Genomic DNA, 16742 nt, shown 5'->3' on the forward strand with positions numbered 1-16742 from the left:
CGGCAACCGGCGCATAGCCGGTTACCGACTGTCCACCTCTGCCGGCTCTAGTGCCTGATGGAATAGGGGCCGGCAATGTATCAAGTTCTGTTTTGTCTGACGGACCAGCACGATTGGCGCCTTGTCGCACTCGGCGGCGCCGTGTGCCTGCTGGCAAGCGCGGCGGCAATCAGTCTTTTTCATCGGGCGCGGGCGGCGAATGGCGGTGCCCGTCTCGTATGGATAACGCTCGACGCCGTCGTGGCCGGTTGTGGCATCTGGGCAACCCATTTCATCGCGATGCAGGCCTACGGGCCCGGCGCTGGTGGCGCCTACAACATCCCCGTCACGATCCTCTCGCTGATCTTTGCGATTGCTGTGACCTTCATCGGTCTCAGCATTTCGGTTTCGACGCGGCGAGGAGCGGTGGTCGCGCTTGGTGGCGCCGTCGTCGGCGGCGGCGTGGCAGCGATGCATTACACCGGCATGATGGCGTTCGAGATTCCTGCCCATGTCGGTTGGGACACCGGAACGGTGACGGTATCGATCTTGCTCGGCATCGTCTTTGGGTCTTGCGCCCTGTTCATGGCAGGTCGTGGCGACAGCCTGCCCAACGCGCTTGCCGCGACCACCTTGCTGACGGTTGCCATCGTCTCGCACCATTTCACCGCGATGGGCGCACTGCAGTTGACGCCTGATCCCACGCTTGCGATCGGCGGTCTTTCGATCCCGCCGGCGTCGTTGTCCATCCTGACCGCCAGCGCAGCCGTTGCCATCATCGCTATCGCCCTCACGGCCGCCGTGCTCGACCGTCGCGCCAAGGGCGAGATCGGGCGCCAGCAGATCGTGCTCGACACCGCGCTCGAGAACATGTCGCAGGGACTGTGCATGTTCGATGTCGAAGGCAAGATCATCCTGTTCAACGAGCGTTACGCCGCGATGCTGCGCCGCTCCGACATGCAGCTGACGGGCCGTGTCCTGCTCGATATTCTCCGCGAGGAGGCGGCGAAGGGCCAGTGGAACGGTGATGCCGAGCAATTCTTCGCGCGCCTCGTCGAGGATGCCAGGGAAGGACGTACAACGACGGACGTCGTTCGCCGGTTCGAGCGCTCGATCCGGGTCGTCAACCAGCCGATGCAGGGCGGCGGTTGGGTCGCCACCTTCGAGGACATCACCGAATGGCTGGACGCGCAGGCCAAGATCTCGCACATGGCGCGGCATGACGCGCTGACCAATCTGCCGAACCGCGTGCTATTTCACGAGCAACTCGAGCAGGGACTGCGCCGGGCGGGGTCGAATGACCAGCTTGCGGTGCTCTGCCTCGATCTCGATCATTTCAAGGACATCAATGACTCGCTCGGCCATCCCATCGGCGATGCGCTGCTCAAGCAGGTCGGCCAAAGACTGAAAGCGACGGTCGGCGAGCATGACACGGTGGCCCGTCTCGGCGGCGACGAATTCGCCGTGGTCCAGATCGGCCGCTCGGAGGAGGCTGCGGCGCGGGCGCTTGCCCGGCGCATCGTCGAGGTGATCTCAGCGCCTTACGAGATCGAGGACCATCAGATCGTGATCGGCGTCTCGATCGGCATTTCTTTGTCGCCGCAGGACGGCAGCAATCCGGACGAACTGCTCAAGAACGCCGATTTGGCGCTCTACCGCGCCAAGGCCGACGGCCGCGGCACCTATCGCTTCTTCGAGACCGGCATGGATGCGCGCGCGCAGGCCCGGCGGCTGCTGGAAATGGATATGCGCGCGGCGCTGCAGCGCGATGAGTTCCAGCCGTATTATCAGCCGATCCGAGACGTCGCCAGCGATCGCGTCGTCGCCTTCGAGGCGCTCTTGCGCTGGAATCATCCAGAGCGCGGCCTGATCGCGCCCATCAACTTCATTCCGCTCGCGGAGGAGACCGGTCTCATCGTCCAGCTCGGCGAGCTCGTGTTGCGCGGCGCCTGTGCGGATGCTGCGACTTGGCCGGATGATATCTGCGTCGCCGTCAATCTGTCGCCGGTCCAGTTCAAGAATCCGAACCTGATTGCCTCCGTGACGGAGGCGCTGAGGAATTCGGGCCTCGCGGCGCGTCGCCTCGAGCTCGAGATCACCGAATCCGTGCTGCTCCAGAACAGCGAGGCGACGCTGACCACACTGCACGATTTGCGCGCCATGGGCGTGCGGATCTCGCTGGACGATTTCGGCACCGGCTATTCCTCGCTGAGTTACTTGCGCAGCTTCCCCTTCGACAAGATCAAGATCGACCGCTCCTTCGTGTCCGAGCTCGTGACGCGTGAGGATTCCGTGGCGATCATTCGCGCGGTGACCGGCCTTGGCCGCAGCCTTGGCATCGTCACCACGGCGGAAGGTGTCGAAAACGACGCGCAGCTCGAGTTGCTCAGGCGCGAGGGATGCACCCAGGCGCAGGGCTATCTGTTCAGCAAGCCGCGGCCCGCCGCCGAGGTCGTGATGATGCTGGAACAGCCGCCGCTGAGGGTTTCGGCTTGATGGACTAGCCGCGGCGCAGCGCGAAATGCGCGCCGCAGAAAGCCATGACGGCACCGAGGCACAGTGCCGCGAGGCCCGCGAGCACGCCGGAAACGGTCGGAAGCGGGCTCGGCGCCGAGGCCGCTTGCCCGGCGCCCGCGAGCAGCAGCACGCCGACCACGATCAGGAATTGGCGCATCCGCTGCGGGATCTGGCCAGAGACCGCGCTCTGCATCAACGTCGCCGTGAAATAGCCGCCGGAAAAGCCCACGGTCGCGATCAGCCACCAGGCGATCGCCGCGCCTGTCGGCATGAACTCGTGCGTGTCCGAGCGCCAGAGACCGCCGAGGTCGAGCCCGTAGCGCGCACCCAGCATGTGCACCGCGAGCGCGAGCAGCACGCCCGCGATCGCAGCGGCTCCGAGAATCAGGCGGCGCGGAAAATAGATCGTCTCAGCCATGCCTCGCTTGTAGGATGGGGAAGGGCGATCGCGCAAGCACATCGCAAGACGGGATCAGGTGATGCAGGTTTCGGACGACGGGCAGGGCGGACCGGTCATCAGCTATGCCTACAAGGCGTCGCTGATCGGCTCGGCGCATCGCTTCGAGCTGACTGACGATGGATTGGCCTGGCACATTGCCGGCCGCACCGGCCTCTGGCGCTATGGCGAGATCAGTGCAATCAGGCTGTCGTTCCGCCCGGTCTCGATGCAGCAGCACCGCTTTCGCGCCGATGTCAGCCACGTCAAGGGCGGCCGCATCGCGATTCTGTCGACGAGCTGGCAGACCGCGGCGCTGATGGCACCGCAGGACAATGGTTTTCGCGACTTCATCGTCGCGCTGCACGCACAGATGGCCAAAGCCGGCGGCCGGGCCGAGCTGACCGCCGGCCTCGGCCGCAAGACTTATGCGGCGGTGCTGGCGTTCCTGGCGCTGCTGGCCGTGGCGATGGCGGGGCTGTTGATCCGCGCATTGTTGATCGGCCAATTCGCTGGCGTGCTGTTCATTCTTGGCTTTGTCGCGCTGTTCGTCTGGCAGGTCGGTGGCTTCGTCCGGCGCAACCAGCCGCGCAGCTACAGTTTCGATCGGCTGCCGGCCGGCTTGCTGCCGTAGCGCTTGCAATCAGTCGCAATCAAATTTGACTTCGCCGCCGCGCGCCGGTCCCGCATCGTGCCGCGATGACATCAACGAATCGCAGCGCGCGCCTGCCGACGGCGGACGAGATCGCCGAGATCAACCGCACCCATCTGATCGATACGCCGCTCCGGCCGGCCGATCTGCTGTTTCTGTTCGGCACCCGTGAGGACGTTGCGCTGCGCGTCGAGACCGCCGCGCGGCTGTGGCGCGAGCGCTTTTACCCCTGGTCGATTGTCAGCGGCGGTGTGACACAAGGCTCGGAGCAATCCGAGTGTACCATCATCAAGGCAGCGATGGTCGCAGCGGGCATTCCAGCGGACCGGATCCTGGAGGAGCACCGCGCGATGAACACCGGCGAGAACGTGACCTTCTCTTTGCCTGTGATCGATGCGGCGCTGGGACTGCAAAACATCCGCAGCGTGATTTGCCTCGGCAATACCTGGACGGCGCGGCGCTATCCGATGACATTGCATCGACATTGGCCCGAGGTTACGAAGCTGCTGCTCACCGTCGACGGCTTCGCAACGCCGCGCGCGCTCTGGCATACCGACCCGGAATTTCGTCGTCGTGTCCTGCACGAGTGGGACAAGATCGAGCCGTACAAGGCGAGGGGCTTCATCGCGGAATGGCCCGAGCCCTAAGGAAAGGATTCGTGCTCCGACGCGTTTTCTTTACGCGAACCGGAATCCACTTCGCTCGAAAACGCTCTGATTACTCGGTCGAGTCGAAATCCTCCTCCTTCGTGCCGAGCAGCGACACGATCGTGCGCAGGCCGGAATCGAGCTGCTCGAAGGAGGGCGGGGCAAGCGCAAGCCGCACCGCATTCGGTGCGTGGCCGTGCGCGACGGCGAATGTCGAGGACGGCGTCAGCGCAATGCCGCGCCGGGCGGCTGCGGCGACGAAGGTCTGCGAGCGCCAGTGCGGCGGCAGCGTCAGCCAGAGATGATAGGAGCGTGGATCGGCCGAGAGCTGGCTACCGGCGAGCAGTCGTGCCGCGGTCTGCTGGCGCCGCGCGGCATCGATACGCTTCAGCCGCGTCAACTCGGCGACCGTGCCGTCAGCCATCAACCGTTGCCCCGCGGCGAGCGCGTGGCCCGAGGCGATCCAGCCGCCGGTGCGTACCGCGCTCATCACGCTTTCACGCAAGTGCGGCGGCGCGACGAGGATGCCGAGCGCCAGGCCCGGCGCAACCTTCTTGGAGAGGCTGTCGAGCACGATGCAGCGGTCCGGCCCGAGCGCCGCAAGCGGCGTGTCGTCGGCAAGGAAGCCGTAGACTGTGTCCTCGATGATGGTGAGATCGAGCTTCTCGGCGACGCGCATGATGTCGGTGCGCCGCGTCGCGTTCATGGTGACGCCGAGCGGATTCTGGATGATGGGCTGCAGATACAGCGCAGACAGATGCGCTTCGCGATGCGCTTTCTGGATCGCATCGGGCCGCGCGCCAAATTCGTCCATCGGGATCGGCACCAGCGTGATGCCGAGCCGCGCGGCGATGCTCTTGACATAAGGATAGGTGAGCGCCTCGACGCCGCAGCGACCGCCGGTCGGCACGAGCGCTGCGAGCGCTGCTGCGAGCGATTGCTTGCCGTTGGCGGTGAAGAGGATCTGCTCGGCCTGCGGCGCAAAATCCTTGCGCGCGAGATAGGCGGCGGCAGCAACGCGCGCGTTCTTGGTGCCCGTGCTGGTCGATGATCGCAGCACGGCCTCCAGCGCATCGACGCGCTCGAGCCCGGCGAGGCTCTTGGCGATCATCGTCCATTGCTGCGGCAACAACGGATAATTGACCTCGAAATCGATGCGCGCATCGCGCGGCTCGGCGATGGTCTCGACCTCACGCCTGATGTCGCCGGAGATGAAGGTGCCGCGGCCGACTTCGCCGACTACGAGCCCACGGCGCAGCAGCTCCGTATAAACCCGGCTGGCTGTCGAAACGGCAATGCCGCGATCGTAGGCAAAATTGCGCTGCGGCGGCAGCCGGTCGCCGGGCTTTAACGTGCCCTTAGCGATATCTGCGGCAATGGCATCCGCAAGCTTCACATACTCGAACTTGGACATTATTGCACCGAGAGCAATGTTTTTCTTGCTCCGAGCAATGTACTGGAGCATTTAGGTTCCATCAAGGTCCGCGATTGAGCCGAGGTGAGCGAGAGCAATCCGACGGCAAATGAGGTGCAGCCGCTTCCAAGCGTTTGCGCCAACGGCATCCGCTTCGCCGTGCAGGACCAAAGGCCGGAGAAGAAACATGACCACGATCTCGCAAACTGCCGGGCGGAGCTTACGCCCATCCTCATCGAGCGGATTTTTTGCCACGCTCGTCAATGCCGCTTACGCGCTGTTCGACCGCCTGGAGCGCCGCTCCGCCGTCAAGACGCTGAACGAACTCGACGATCGCGCCCTGCGCGACATCGGCATCAACCGCAGCCAGATCGAAGACGCCGTCTACGGCCAGTTCAAGGCCGAGCTGACGCGGTATCTTTGATCTTTCTTTCGCGTCCCGGACGCGCTGCAACGCCCTTAGCGTTGCTGCGCAGAGCCGGGACCCAACAGAAGCCGCACGGTGCGCTGCTGCATGGGCCCCGGCTCTGCAGCGCACCGCTGAAGAAGCGCTGCGCTGCGTCCGGGGCACGAAACCTGAGTTGCCGCGCGCAACTGCCCGCACCACCGCAATCAGGCGAACGCCGCCTGGCCCCAGACTCCATAAGCTCGATCGTCCTTGGACGCGCTAGGCTTGGGGCAGGGTCGCGCCGGAGCGCTACGCTGGCGCCCATGCCGGACATCAAGGCGCTGTAGTCGTGAAACGGTACTGCCCGCGAGCATGGCGAACCGCGCTGCCGCCTGTTTGACGACGAACATGATCGTCGTGATGCGGCTCAGCACGCCGAGCAGGAACAGCACCGAGAAAATGTCGATATAGGCGAGGAAATCGCCGATCAGCATCAGCTCAGGCGGAAGCGGGATGCTGTGATAGTAAGCGCCGATGAGGATGACGACGGGGATGAAGGCGATGATCTTCCGCACCGTCAGCCTGTCGAGCAGCGCAGCAAGTTGCACCACCAGCACGTCCCACAGGGCATCGCCGATCGCGAGCGAGACCTCGTAGGTCCATTTCCGCCAGAATCGCTTCACGCTAGTGCTCCTGCTTTAGTGCCTCACCACCAGCACGGAGCATTTGGCATAACGCACCACATGGCCGGCATTGGAGCCGAGGAAATACGTGCGCATCGCCGGCCGATGCGAGGTCATGACGATCAGGTCGGCCTTCATGTGCGCGGCCTCCTCGAGGATCTCGTGATAGATGCCGCCCTGGCGCACCACGCTGGAGATGTGGGCGGCGTCGATGCCGGATTCACGGGCGACGATGGCAAGTGCCTCTTCAGAGGTCTGGCGCTGCTGTTCGTCGAAGTCGGCCGGGACATATTCGGCCAGCATCACCGGCGTCATCGGCAGCACGTTGAGCAGCCGGACCGATCCGCTCCAGTTCTGCGACAGCGTCGTCGCGGTGGCGATCGCTGGCTTTGCCAGATCAGTGTCGGCGAGGTCGATGGGCACGAGAATGGACTTGAACATCTGCGCCTCCAAATCTTCCAGTCAGCAAGATCTCCAGGTACGTCGCGCGATCATCCCATTCGAAGCAATTTGGGGCTGACGAACAGCACCAGTTTGCCGCGGCGGTAGGCCACGTCCCCCCAATCCTTGACATCAAAGTCGAGGACCGCAAGCCCCGCCGTCGGCAGATTGTCGGCGAGCGCCTTGGCACTGGCTTGATCGCCGCTGCCCGTCAGCATCAGGGCAGCCTCGTGCATGCCGGGATTGTGCCCGACCAGCAGCAGCCGCTTGGGATCGGCCGGGATCGTTGCAGTGCGAATGGTTTCGAGAATCTGGGCGGGATCGGCGCCATAGAGTTCCGACAGGATCTCAACCTGCGGCGCCGCGACGCGGTCTTTCATCGCTTCCCAGGCGATGTCCCAGGTCTGCCTGGCGCGGACGGCGTGCGACACCAGCACGGTCTCGGGGACGGGCGGATGGGTGGCCATCCAGTCTCCCATCTCTGCGGCATCTCGCTGGCCGCGATGGTCGAGCCGGCGGTCCTGGTCGCGGCCGCTTGGCGCGTCGGTCTCGGTCTTGGCGTGACGCAGCAGCATCAAACGGCGCATGGCATTCTCGAATCGTTCCACGTCCAGGATAATCTACAGGCGCCCGTTGGGGACAAGGTGACAAGCGCCCGATTGGTATTAGCTTGTTATATTGAGCATGATCCTGTCGGAAAACCGCTGCGCACTTTTCCGGATCATGCTCTAAGAAACGCTATGAGCGAGACTTTCACAAGCGCATCCCAGGAAGAAGCCGGCTTTCGCGAGCGTGCCCGGCTGTCATTCGATCTCGACGCCGACATTTGCGTGATCGGGGCAGGGCTTGCCGGCCTTTCCATTGCACTCGAGGCGGCACGGCTGGGGGCCAGCGTCGCGGTGCTCGAGGGCCGTCATATCGGCTGGAACGCCTCCGGCAATCAGCTCGGCACCGTGATGCCGGGCTTCGCGCTGCCGCTCACCGAGCTGATCGAGCGCATCGGCTTCGAGGATGCCAGCGAGTTGTGGGCGCTCTCGAAGGAGGGCGCGGAACTCGTCCGGGCCAACGCCACCGAGGAGAACATGCCTGATATCGGCCTCACCGAGGGCGTATTGGAGGTCTCCAACGTCGATAGCGGCGACCGGCTGATCAGCCGGTTGCAGATGCTGCACGAGGATTTCGATACCGAGGTCGAAGGCTGGCAGGTCGATCGCGTTCGCGCGGCGCTCAAGACCGATCGTTACTTCCACGGCATCTATTACCCCAATGCGTTCCAGGTCGACGGCCGCAAATATGTACATGGCCTTGCCGCGCTGGCGCGGCGCGCCGGGGCCCGCATCTTCGAGGATACCCCTGTCGTCAGCATCGACCATTCCGGCATCCGCAAGCGCATCGTCACGCCTTCGGCGCGGCTGCGCGCCTCGCATATCGTGCTCGCCGGCAACATTCATCTCGGCGCGCCCCTGCGGCGCCTGTCGGAGACGCTGCTGCCGGTCTGGCGCTACGCCGGAATCACCGCGCCGCTCGGCGAGCGCGTGCACGAGATCATCGGCTTCAAGGGATCGGTGATGGATTCCGACGGTATCGATCATTTCCGCATCGTCGATGGCGACCGCTTGATGTGGGAGAGCCCTGAGACCACGTGGGCGGCGCGACCGCAGCGCTTTGCGGGCAGCGTCAAGCGTCGCATCCGCTCGATCTTCCCGGAGCTCGGCAATGTCGAGATATCGGAGACATTTGGCGGCGCCACCGGCCAGACCGTGCACGGCATGCCGCAGATCGGCCAGTTGCGCAAAGGCCTGTGGGTGGCGAGCGGGTTCGGCCGCCAGGGCATGAACACGTCGGCCATGGCCGGGCAGCTGATCGCGCGCAGCATCCTGTGGGGTGAGGAGCGCTGGAAGCTGTTCTCGCCGTTCGAGCTGGTTTGGGCCGGCGGCACGACGGGCCGGGTCGCGGGGCAGTTGGTTGGCCTGTGGGGCCGGGCGAGTTCCGCCGCCGCGGGATCGCTCGCCCGCTATCGCGAGCGGGCGCGGGTGAAGGACAGGGAACGAGAGGCGCGGCTCGCCGAAGCCAACCGGGCCGCCGGCACCGGTCCGCGCCGTCCGCCGCCGGGGGGTCGGCCGCGGATGGCCCCACCGCCGCAGCCGACTGCAATCGAGGAGGCGGAACCGGCCGCCCAGGATATCTCCCAAGAGCAAGGCGTCTCGCAATAAGGACGCGAAAAATTCCCTCTGGATGTGTAACATTGGCCGCTAGAGCCCGTATCTCAGGGCGTACAGCTCCCACACGGAGAATGAGATGTTTGACCGCCGCATCCTGCTAACGACTGTCGCCGGCCTGTTCGGCCTTTCGGCCTTCCGCTGGCTGAGGGCAACGCCGGCCGAGGCCGGAGAGAAGGCCGCGCAAAAGTTCGAGATCGAGAAAACCGACGCCGAGTGGCGTGCACAATTGACGCCGCAGCAATATGAGATCCTGCGTAAAGAGGGCACCGAACGGCCGGGCTCCAGCCCGCTGCTGAACGAACATCGCAAGGGCACCTTCGCCTGTGCCGGCTGCGACCTCCCGCTGTTTGCCTCCGAGACCAAATTCGAGAGCGGCACGGGTTGGCCGAGCTTCTACCAGCCGATCGAGGGCAACGTCGGCAAGACCGAGGACCGCACCTTCGGCATGGTGCGCACCGAGGTGCACTGCCGGCGCTGCGGCGGCCATCTCGGCCACGTCTTCGACGATGGTCCGAAGCCGACCGGACTGCGCTATTGCATCGACGGTTTCGGGCTGGTTTTCCACCCCGCGGCGCCGTCGGCGACGTAAGCTCTATTTGAAGTGTTTCCCCGGCAATTGTTGCCGGTCCGGCAATTATGCCCCGGTCCCTCGGCCGGGGCATTTCTATTTAAGTCATTGATTTCGTGAAAATACCCGCCTTGGCATAGGCCTTGCGACTGTCTCCCCGACTGCGGCCATGGGTCGACCCGCCGCCGAGATCGGATTTGGAGACAAAGTTATGGGTATCTTCGATGCAATGAACACCTCGGTGGGTGGCCTGCAGGCGCAGTCCTACGCGCTTCAGAACATCTCGGGCAACATCGCGAACTCGTCCACCACCGGTTACAAGGGCATCGGGACCAGCTTCGTCGACCTCATTCCCGACGCCTCGGTGCCGAGCAAGCAAGTCGCGGGCGGGGTGACGGCCAGCGCCAAAGCCACCATCACCACGCAGGGCACGATCTCGTCCTCCAGCGTCGCCACCAACATGGCGATCACCGGTGACGGCTTCTTCTCGATCCAGAAAGCCACCAGCGTCGTCGACAACTTGCCGCAGTTCAGCGGCGTCACCTATTACACAAGGCGCGGCGACTTCCAGCTCAATTCCAACGGCAACCTCGTCAACGGCGCCGGCTACTATCTGATGGGCGTCACGGTCGACCCGAAGACCGGCAACCCGCAGGGCAACGTTGCGACCGTTTTGAAATTCCAAAACAACTTCATCCCGGCTCAGGCCACCACCTCGATCCAGTACGCCGCGAACCTGCCATCCGTGCCGAACACGGTGGCGAGCTCGACTGCAGCGACCGGCACGCTCCTCGCGTCCGGAGGACTGAACCCGTCGGACTTCCAGGCGAACCCGTTGCCGGTCGGCACGCCGCCCGCGCCCTATACCAGCGCGACCGTGTCAGGTGCAGCCGCAACCGGCAATCTCCGCTCGCCCTACTCGTCGACGACGGGGACAGGCACGGTTGCGCTCCAGAACAATTCGGCCGCGGTGGCCTCGACGTCCACGTCCCTCGACAACTCGGTGGGCACCCATCTCGCCTCCAGCATCCTCACCGCGCTGAGCGGCCAGACGCTGACCATCAACGGCAACACCATCACCTTCAACGGCGGCACCACCGTCACGACGGCCGGCAGCAACACCACGATCGGCCTCGGCACCGGCACGACCGCGACGGTGGCCAGCATCCTGAACGCGATCCAGACCGCGGGCGGCGCCGGTGTCACAGCATCACTGAACGCCACGGGCAACATCCAGATCTCGACGGGTACCGGCACCGACGTGGCGGTCGGCAGCGGTACGGCGGCCACCGCGCTTGGCCTCAGCAGCGTGACGCGCGGGGGCAACGTGCTGTCCTCTCCCGCTATCACCGGCGCCACTGTGCTGAGCGGCGCCGCGTCCGCCGGCGGCGCCGAGGTGCTCACGTCGGGCTTCTCTGCGGGCGACACCATCACCGTTGATGGCCAGACGCTGACCTTCATGACCTCGGGCGCCACGGGTGCGAACCAGATCAACATCACCGACAACATCACGACCCTGCTCGGCAAGATTGACGCTCTCTCCGGCGCGTCGGGATCATCGGTCAGCGCCGGTGGCGTGATCACGCTGAACACCGGCACCGTTTCGAACCTGTCGGTGTCGAGCTCCAACAGCGCCGCCTTCGCCGCGCTCGGCTTCACCTCGACCATCACCAAGAACCGCGACGGTGGCGGCACCGCCGGCACCGGCGGCGTGATCGGCAACGACATCGCCACCTTCACGAAGGAATCGATCAGCGGCGGTGCGGTGACGGCCTACAATGCGGCCGGTACGCCGGTGAACCTGCAGTTGCGCTGGGCCAAGACCGACAGTGCGTCCCTGGGCGCGGGTCATTCCGATAGCTGGAACCTGTTCTACCAGACCGACCCGAATGCGACCGGTACGACGGTCGGCTGGGTCAACACCGGACAGGCCTTCACTTTCGCTGCCGACGGTTCGCTGACTTCGCCGAGTGGCTCCGGCATCACCATCAACAATGTCAGCGTCGGTGGTCAGTCGCTCGGCTCGGTCGCCTTCAACATCTCCTCGGGCGGCCTGACGCAATATGCCAGCACCAGCGGTGCGGTGACCATCAACACCATCACACAGAACGGCTACGCGGCCGGTCAGCTCCGCTCGGTCGCCGTCAACAACAACGGTCTCGTGGTCGGTACGTTCTCCAATGGCCAGAACCTCGACCTCGCCCAGGTCTCGCTGTCGCACTTCAACGGCACCAATTACCTCAAGGCGATGGATGGGGGTGCCTATGCCGCGACCGATCAGTCGGGACCTGCGATCGATGGCGCGTCGGGCACCATCAGCGGCTCGTCGCTGGAAGGATCGAACACCGACATCGCCGACGAGTTCACCAAGCTGATCGTGACCCAGCAGGCCTATTCGGCCAACACCAAGGTGATCACGACGGCGAATTCGATGGTCCAGGATCTCCTCAACGTGTTGCGCTGATCGGCGCGTAACGTAACCAAAGGCGGCAAGTAAGATGGGTTTGAGTTCAGCCCTTGCCAGTGCGATGAGCGGTCTGCGCGCCAACCAGGCCGCGCTCTCGATCGTCTCGTCGAACGTCGCAAACTCACAGACGCCGGGTTACGTCGCCCAGACGCCGAACCAGATCGAAGTCTCCACCGGTGACTTCGGCGCGACGGCGAAGACGACAGGCGTCAGCCGCGAGATCGACAGCTATGTGCAGAACCAGCTGCGCACCGAGACCGGCGGCAGCGGCTACGCCGACCAGATGGCCAACATTCTGAAGCAGCTTCAGAGTGTCTACGGCACGCCCGGCAACAGCGGCACGCTCGAGAACGCGCTGAACGATTTCACCTCCTCGCTGCAGGCGCTCTCCACCAGCGCAGGCTCGTCGTCGGCACAGCGGGTCGCGCTCGGCGCCGCCCAGGCGCTGGCGACGCAGCTCAACGTCACGACCAAGGGCATCCAGTCGCTGCGTTCGAACGTCGAGCAGGATCTCGGCACCTCGTCGCAAGCCGCCAACGCGGCGCTGAACCAGATCGCCGACATCAACACCAAGCTGCAGGGCCTGGCGCCAACCGATCCGTCCGCGGCAAACCTGATGGACCAGCGCGACCAGGCCATCAACAGCCTGTCGAAATATGTCGACGTCCGCGTCACCACCGACGGATCGAATCAGGCCAACATCTACACCACGACTGGCATCCAGCTGGTCGGCGCGGGGCTGGCTTCGCAATTCTCGTTCACGTCAGCGGGGGCGCTGGGCGCGACCTCGCTCTACAACATCGATCCGTCCAAGTCGGGGGTCGGCGCGCTCACCATCAAGCTGCCGAACGGCTCATCCATCGACGTCGCCGGCAACAACGTGGTCTCGTCCGGCCAGATCGCGGCCGACCTGAAGCTGCGTGACCAGACGCTGGTGCAGGCGCAGAACCAGGTCGACCAGCTCGCCGCGACGATGTCGAGTGCGATGTCGGACAAGACCACCGCGGGCACCCCCGTTTCCGGCCCGCCCGCCGGCTTCGACATCGATCTCGCCGGCGCGCAGCCGGGCAACACCGTCAACATCACCTATATCGACTCCACCAACACCCAGCGCCAGGTCACGCTGGTGAACGTGACCGATCCGACGGCGCTGCCGTTGCAGAACGCCACCAACGCCAACCCGATGCAGATCGGCATCAATTTCTCTGGCGGCATGGGCGCGATCGCTTCCGCGCTCAACACTGCGCTGCCAGGCTCGCATTTGTCGTTCTCCGCGGCACCGTCGCCGGCCACGGCGACGACGCTGCGCGTTACCGACGACAATAGCGGCCTCGCCAAGGTCACCGCGGCGTCGAGCAGCAAGACGGTCTCCTCGCTGACGTCGGGCGGTCCGCAACTGCCGCTGTTCACCGACGGCGGCCAGGCGCTTTATACCGGCGCGATCACGGGATCCGGTTCGCAGATGACCGGCCTTGCCGGCCGCATCGCCGTGAACACGCAGCTCACCGCCGACCCGACCAGGCTGTCGATCTACAACACCTCGCCGGTGACGCCCACGGGCGACACGACGCGCTCGGACTATCTCTACTCGCAGCTCACGACGGCCGTGTACTCCTATTCGCCGCAGACCGGTCTCGGTTCGGCGAGCCAGCCGTTCACCGGCAGCGTCTCGAACTACCTTCAGCAGTTCCTGGGCGTGCAGGCCAACGCCTCGACCCAGGCGACCGCGCTCCAGCAGGGCCAGAGCGTCGTGGTGTCGACGCTGCAGGCCAAGTTCAACTCGACATCCAGCGTCAATCTGGACTCGGAGATGTCGAACCTGATCCAGCTTCAAAATGCCTATGCCGCCAACGCCCATGTGATGTCGGTGGTGCAGAGCATGATGAATACGTTGATCCAGGCTCAAGGGTAATCAGTAGGGCTCTGAAAACATGTCGATCAGCAGCATCAATTACGGCTCGTCAGTCCTCGGCGCGCAAATCCGCAACATCAACCAGCAGCTCACCGACCTGTCGACGCAGCTCTCGACCGGCAAGCTGTCGCAGAGCTATTCCGGCATGGGGACCAACGAAGGCTTTGCGATCGCCTCGCGCGCGCAGCTTTCGAACATCGCCGCCTATACCGACACGATCACCAACGTCAACGTCAACATCAACCTCGCCAACACCGCGCTGCAGTCGCTGACGACGATCCGCAACACGGTGCAGACGGGTTCTGCCGGCACCTCGCAGGATCTCAACGTCAACGGCCAGACGGTCGCGCAGAACACTGCCGCCGCACAGTTCGGCTCGATGGTCGGCGTCCTCAACACGCAGTCGGGCAACCGCTATCTGTTCTCCGGCACCGCCTACAACACGCAATCGGTCGCCGATGCCGGCGACATCATCAACGGCACCACCACGCAGGCAGGCCTGAAGACCGTGATGGCGGAGCGCCAGGCCGCCGACCTCGGCACCAACGGCATGGGGCGGCTGGTGCAGTCGACGTTGCCATCAGGCGCCATACAGGTGCAGGAGGATTCGCCGACCTCGCCGTTCGGGCTGAAGATCGCGGCGGTGTCCTCCACGCTGACAGGGGCGACCGTGACTGGCCCGAGCGGCTCGCCGGTGGCGTTCTCGGTCAATCTCAACGGCGTCAATCCGAGCAACGGCGACAAGCTCAGCGTGAAGTTCACGCTGCCCGACGGCTCGACGGAGCAGATCGACCTGACCGCATCCACTGCGACCCCGACGCCGGTCGGCAGCTTTGCGATCGATCCCGGTAATCCCAATGTCATTCCGCCAGTTCCCTCAAACCCGGCCGTCACGTCAGCGAACCTCAACACCGCGCTGAACACCGCGATCACGAAGCTCGCCAACACCTCGCTGGTGGCGGCGTCCGCCGTGGCCGCCGGCGACAATTTCTTCAATACGGCGGGATCAGCCACCGCGAATGCGGCAGGCACTGGCAATCTGAGTTCTTATACCTCGACGACCGGGACGGGCTCGGTCGCGTTGCAGGACAGCGCATTGGCGGCTGCGTCTGCGACCACGTCGCTCGATTCTTCGGCGACACCCCATCTCAACGGAGCCGTTCTCAACGCGCTCGCCAACGCTCCGACCGGTACCACTCTGACCATCACCGGCGCGAGCGGCGCCCACACGATCACCTTCGACCCTACCGTCACCACGGTCACGACCGCCGGCGGCAATACCACGATCGGACTGGCTTCGGGCAGCGCCGCGAAGATGTCTGATATCCTGAATGCGGTCGCGACGGCCGCCGGCGTCCCCTCCGCCAACGTGACTCTGAGCGCCAGTGGCAATATCCAGATCGCGACCGGCACCGGCACCGACGTGGCGGTCACCGGTGGCGCGGCGGCCACGGCGCTCGGTCTCAGCAGCGTGACGCGCGGCAGCGTGGCGTCGACGCCTCCGATCACCGGTTCAACCGTGCTGAGCGGCACTGCGACCACGGGCGGCCCGGAAGTCCTCTCGACGGCATTCCAGGCGGGGTCGGCGGGTCCGCCTGTCGTCAACCCCGATACGATCACGGTGAATGGTCAGACGCTGACTTTCGTCGCCTCGGGCGCCTCCGGCCCAAACCAGATCAACGTTACCGACAACGTCACAACTCTGCTTGGCAAGATCGATCAGCTCACCGGCACCACAAAGCCGTCGACCATCCATGGCGGCGTGATCACGATCAACACGGACGATCCCGGGAGCCTCAACATTACGAGCTCGAACAGCGCGGCGTTCGCGGCGCTCGGCTTCACGACCTCCCCGGTCACCGCGGCAAAGGCTCCGCTGCGCGTCGGCTCTTCGCCCCTCGGCTCGGCGACGACGCTGGTGAATGGCTCGGCCAACACCGTGAAATGGTACACGGGGAATGATGGGCCGGGTTCGGCGCGTTCGACCGCCGTGGCGCGGGTCGACGACTCCGTCACGGTGCAATATGGCGCGCAGGCCGACGAGAACGCGATCCGCACGCAGTTGCAGGCGATTGCGGTGTTCGGCACGTTCTCGACCTCGCCGACCGGGCAGTATTCGGGCGCGCAAGTGGCCGCGCTGAGCCTGCGCACCACGCAGGCGCTGACGCCGCAGGCCGGGCAGCAGAAGATCGAGGACATCCAGACCGACATCGCGATGGCCCAGAACACGATGAAGGACGCGTCCACACGCCAGACCCAGGCCAAGGCGCAACTCCAGAACATCGTCGATCAAGCCGAGTCGGCGTCGCCCGACCAGGTCGCGAGCGAAATCCTGTCGCTTCAGAACGCGCTGCAGGCGTCCTACCAGACTACCGCCAACCTCGCGCAGCTCTCGCTGGTCAAGTACCTGTAACGG

General features: G+C 64.8%; 14 protein-coding genes. 9 read left to right on the top strand and 5 right to left on the bottom strand.

Annotation, left to right across the window (positions count from 1 at the left end; translation table 11 throughout):
- Positions 1-75 precede the first annotated feature (75 nt).
- Complete coding sequence (locus tag XH91_RS12135) at positions 76-2475, top strand: bifunctional diguanylate cyclase/phosphodiesterase (protein ID WP_128950817.1); 2400 nt, start codon at positions 76-78, stop codon at positions 2473-2475.
- 4 nt (positions 2476-2479) lie between these two features.
- On the opposite strand, the gene XH91_RS12140 is transcribed toward XH91_RS12135, so the two are convergent.
- Complete coding sequence (locus XH91_RS12140; protein ID WP_128950818.1) at positions 2480-2914, bottom strand: hypothetical protein; 435 nt, start codon at positions 2912-2914, stop codon at positions 2480-2482.
- 61 nt (positions 2915-2975) lie between these two features.
- Between XH91_RS12140 and XH91_RS12145 the strand changes: the two genes are divergently transcribed.
- Complete coding sequence (locus tag XH91_RS12145) at positions 2976-3566, top strand: hypothetical protein (protein ID WP_128950819.1); 591 nt, start codon at positions 2976-2978, stop codon at positions 3564-3566.
- Between the two features lie 65 nt (positions 3567-3631).
- A complete protein-coding gene (locus tag XH91_RS12150) occupies positions 3632-4231 on the top strand; it encodes a YdcF family protein (RefSeq protein WP_128950820.1) in 600 nt (199 codons plus the stop codon).
- A gap of 70 nt (positions 4232-4301) precedes the next feature.
- Here XH91_RS12150 and XH91_RS12155 read toward each other — a convergent pair whose 3' ends face one another.
- Complete coding sequence (locus XH91_RS12155) at positions 4302-5645, bottom strand: aminotransferase-like domain-containing protein (RefSeq protein WP_164938275.1); 1344 nt, start codon at positions 5643-5645, stop codon at positions 4302-4304.
- Positions 5646-5832: 187 nt separating this feature from the next.
- Here XH91_RS12155 and XH91_RS12160 point away from each other — a divergent pair, with 187 nt between their 5' ends.
- The gene (locus tag XH91_RS12160; protein WP_128958298.1) at positions 5833-6069 is read left to right on the top strand and encodes a DUF1127 domain-containing protein; all 237 of its coding nucleotides are present in this window, start codon (positions 5833-5835) and stop codon (positions 6067-6069) included.
- Positions 6070-6257: 188 nt separating this feature from the next.
- On the opposite strand, the gene XH91_RS12165 is transcribed toward XH91_RS12160, so the two are convergent.
- Genes XH91_RS12165 through XH91_RS12175 form a run of 3 tightly spaced genes read right to left on the bottom strand, consistent with a single transcriptional unit; the run spans position 6258 to position 7744 of the window.
- Positions 6258-6716 carry a hypothetical protein gene (locus XH91_RS12165; protein ID WP_128950823.1) on the bottom strand — a complete coding sequence of 153 codons (459 nt, stop codon included), beginning with the start codon at positions 6714-6716 and terminating at the stop codon, positions 6258-6260.
- Positions 6717-6731: 15 nt separating this feature from the next.
- Positions 6732-7157 (bottom strand): universal stress protein, encoded by a 426-nt coding sequence (locus XH91_RS12170; RefSeq protein WP_128950824.1) that lies wholly within the window; start codon positions 7155-7157, stop codon positions 6732-6734.
- Positions 7158-7207: 50 nt separating this feature from the next.
- Positions 7208-7744 carry a SixA phosphatase family protein gene (locus XH91_RS12175; protein ID WP_164938276.1) on the bottom strand — a complete coding sequence of 179 codons (537 nt, stop codon included), beginning with the start codon at positions 7742-7744 and terminating at the stop codon, positions 7208-7210.
- Between the two features lie 153 nt (positions 7745-7897).
- On the opposite strand from XH91_RS12175, the gene XH91_RS12180 reads away from it, so the two are divergent.
- The 5 genes from XH91_RS12180 (at position 7898) to XH91_RS12200 (ending at position 16739) form a co-directional block, all read left to right on the top strand.
- Positions 7898-9370: an NAD(P)/FAD-dependent oxidoreductase gene (locus tag XH91_RS12180; protein ID WP_128950826.1), complete on the top strand. Its 1473-nt coding sequence runs from the start codon at positions 7898-7900 to the stop codon at positions 9368-9370.
- A gap of 85 nt (positions 9371-9455) precedes the next feature.
- Positions 9456-9968 (top strand): peptide-methionine (R)-S-oxide reductase MsrB, encoded by a 513-nt coding sequence (gene msrB / locus XH91_RS12185; RefSeq protein ID WP_128950827.1) that lies wholly within the window; start codon positions 9456-9458, stop codon positions 9966-9968.
- 190 nt (positions 9969-10158) lie between these two features.
- Positions 10159-12411 carry a flagellar hook-basal body complex protein gene (locus XH91_RS12190; RefSeq protein ID WP_128950828.1) on the top strand — a complete coding sequence of 751 codons (2253 nt, stop codon included), beginning with the start codon at positions 10159-10161 and terminating at the stop codon, positions 12409-12411.
- Positions 12412-12445: 34 nt separating this feature from the next.
- Positions 12446-14326, top strand: a complete 1881-nt coding sequence (gene flgK, locus XH91_RS12195; RefSeq protein WP_128950829.1) for a flagellar hook-associated protein FlgK — start codon at positions 12446-12448, stop codon at positions 14324-14326.
- A gap of 19 nt (positions 14327-14345) precedes the next feature.
- Positions 14346-16739, top strand: a complete 2394-nt coding sequence (locus XH91_RS12200) for a beta strand repeat-containing protein (RefSeq protein ID WP_128950830.1) — start codon at positions 14346-14348, stop codon at positions 16737-16739.
- The last annotated feature ends 3 nt before the right edge of the window (positions 16740-16742 follow it).

This window comes from Bradyrhizobium guangzhouense (assembly GCF_004114955.1).
Taxonomy (GTDB): Bacteria; Pseudomonadota; Alphaproteobacteria; order Rhizobiales; family Xanthobacteraceae; genus Bradyrhizobium; species Bradyrhizobium guangzhouense.

Bases quoted from the DNA above. Each gene is read 5' to 3' on its own strand.
- XH91_RS12135 (WP_128950817.1), top strand. From the start codon at position 76: ATGTATCAAGTTCTGTTTTGTCTGACGGACCAGCACGATTGGCGCCTT.
- XH91_RS12140 (WP_128950818.1), bottom strand. From the start codon at position 2,914: ATGGCTGAGACGATCTATTTTCCGCGCCGCCTGATTCTCGGAGCCGCT.
- XH91_RS12145 (WP_128950819.1), top strand. From the start codon at position 2,976: ATGCAGGTTTCGGACGACGGGCAGGGCGGACCGGTCATCAGCTATGCC.
- XH91_RS12150 (WP_128950820.1), top strand. From the start codon at position 3,632: ATGACATCAACGAATCGCAGCGCGCGCCTGCCGACGGCGGACGAGATC.
- XH91_RS12155 (WP_164938275.1), bottom strand. From the start codon at position 5,645: ATGTCCAAGTTCGAGTATGTGAAGCTTGCGGATGCCATTGCCGCAGAT.
- XH91_RS12160 (WP_128958298.1), top strand. From the start codon at position 5,833: ATGACCACGATCTCGCAAACTGCCGGGCGGAGCTTACGCCCATCCTCA.
- XH91_RS12170 (WP_128950824.1), bottom strand. From the start codon at position 7,157: ATGTTCAAGTCCATTCTCGTGCCCATCGACCTCGCCGACACTGATCTG.
- XH91_RS12175 (WP_164938276.1), bottom strand. From the start codon at position 7,744: ATGCGCCGTTTGATGCTGCTGCGTCACGCCAAGACCGAGACCGACGCG.
- XH91_RS12180 (WP_128950826.1), top strand. From the start codon at position 7,898: ATGAGCGAGACTTTCACAAGCGCATCCCAGGAAGAAGCCGGCTTTCGC.
- msrB (WP_128950827.1), top strand. From the start codon at position 9,456: ATGTTTGACCGCCGCATCCTGCTAACGACTGTCGCCGGCCTGTTCGGC.
- XH91_RS12190 (WP_128950828.1), top strand. From the start codon at position 10,159: ATGGGTATCTTCGATGCAATGAACACCTCGGTGGGTGGCCTGCAGGCG.
- flgK (WP_128950829.1), top strand. From the start codon at position 12,446: ATGGGTTTGAGTTCAGCCCTTGCCAGTGCGATGAGCGGTCTGCGCGCC.
- XH91_RS12200 (WP_128950830.1), top strand. From the start codon at position 14,346: ATGTCGATCAGCAGCATCAATTACGGCTCGTCAGTCCTCGGCGCGCAA.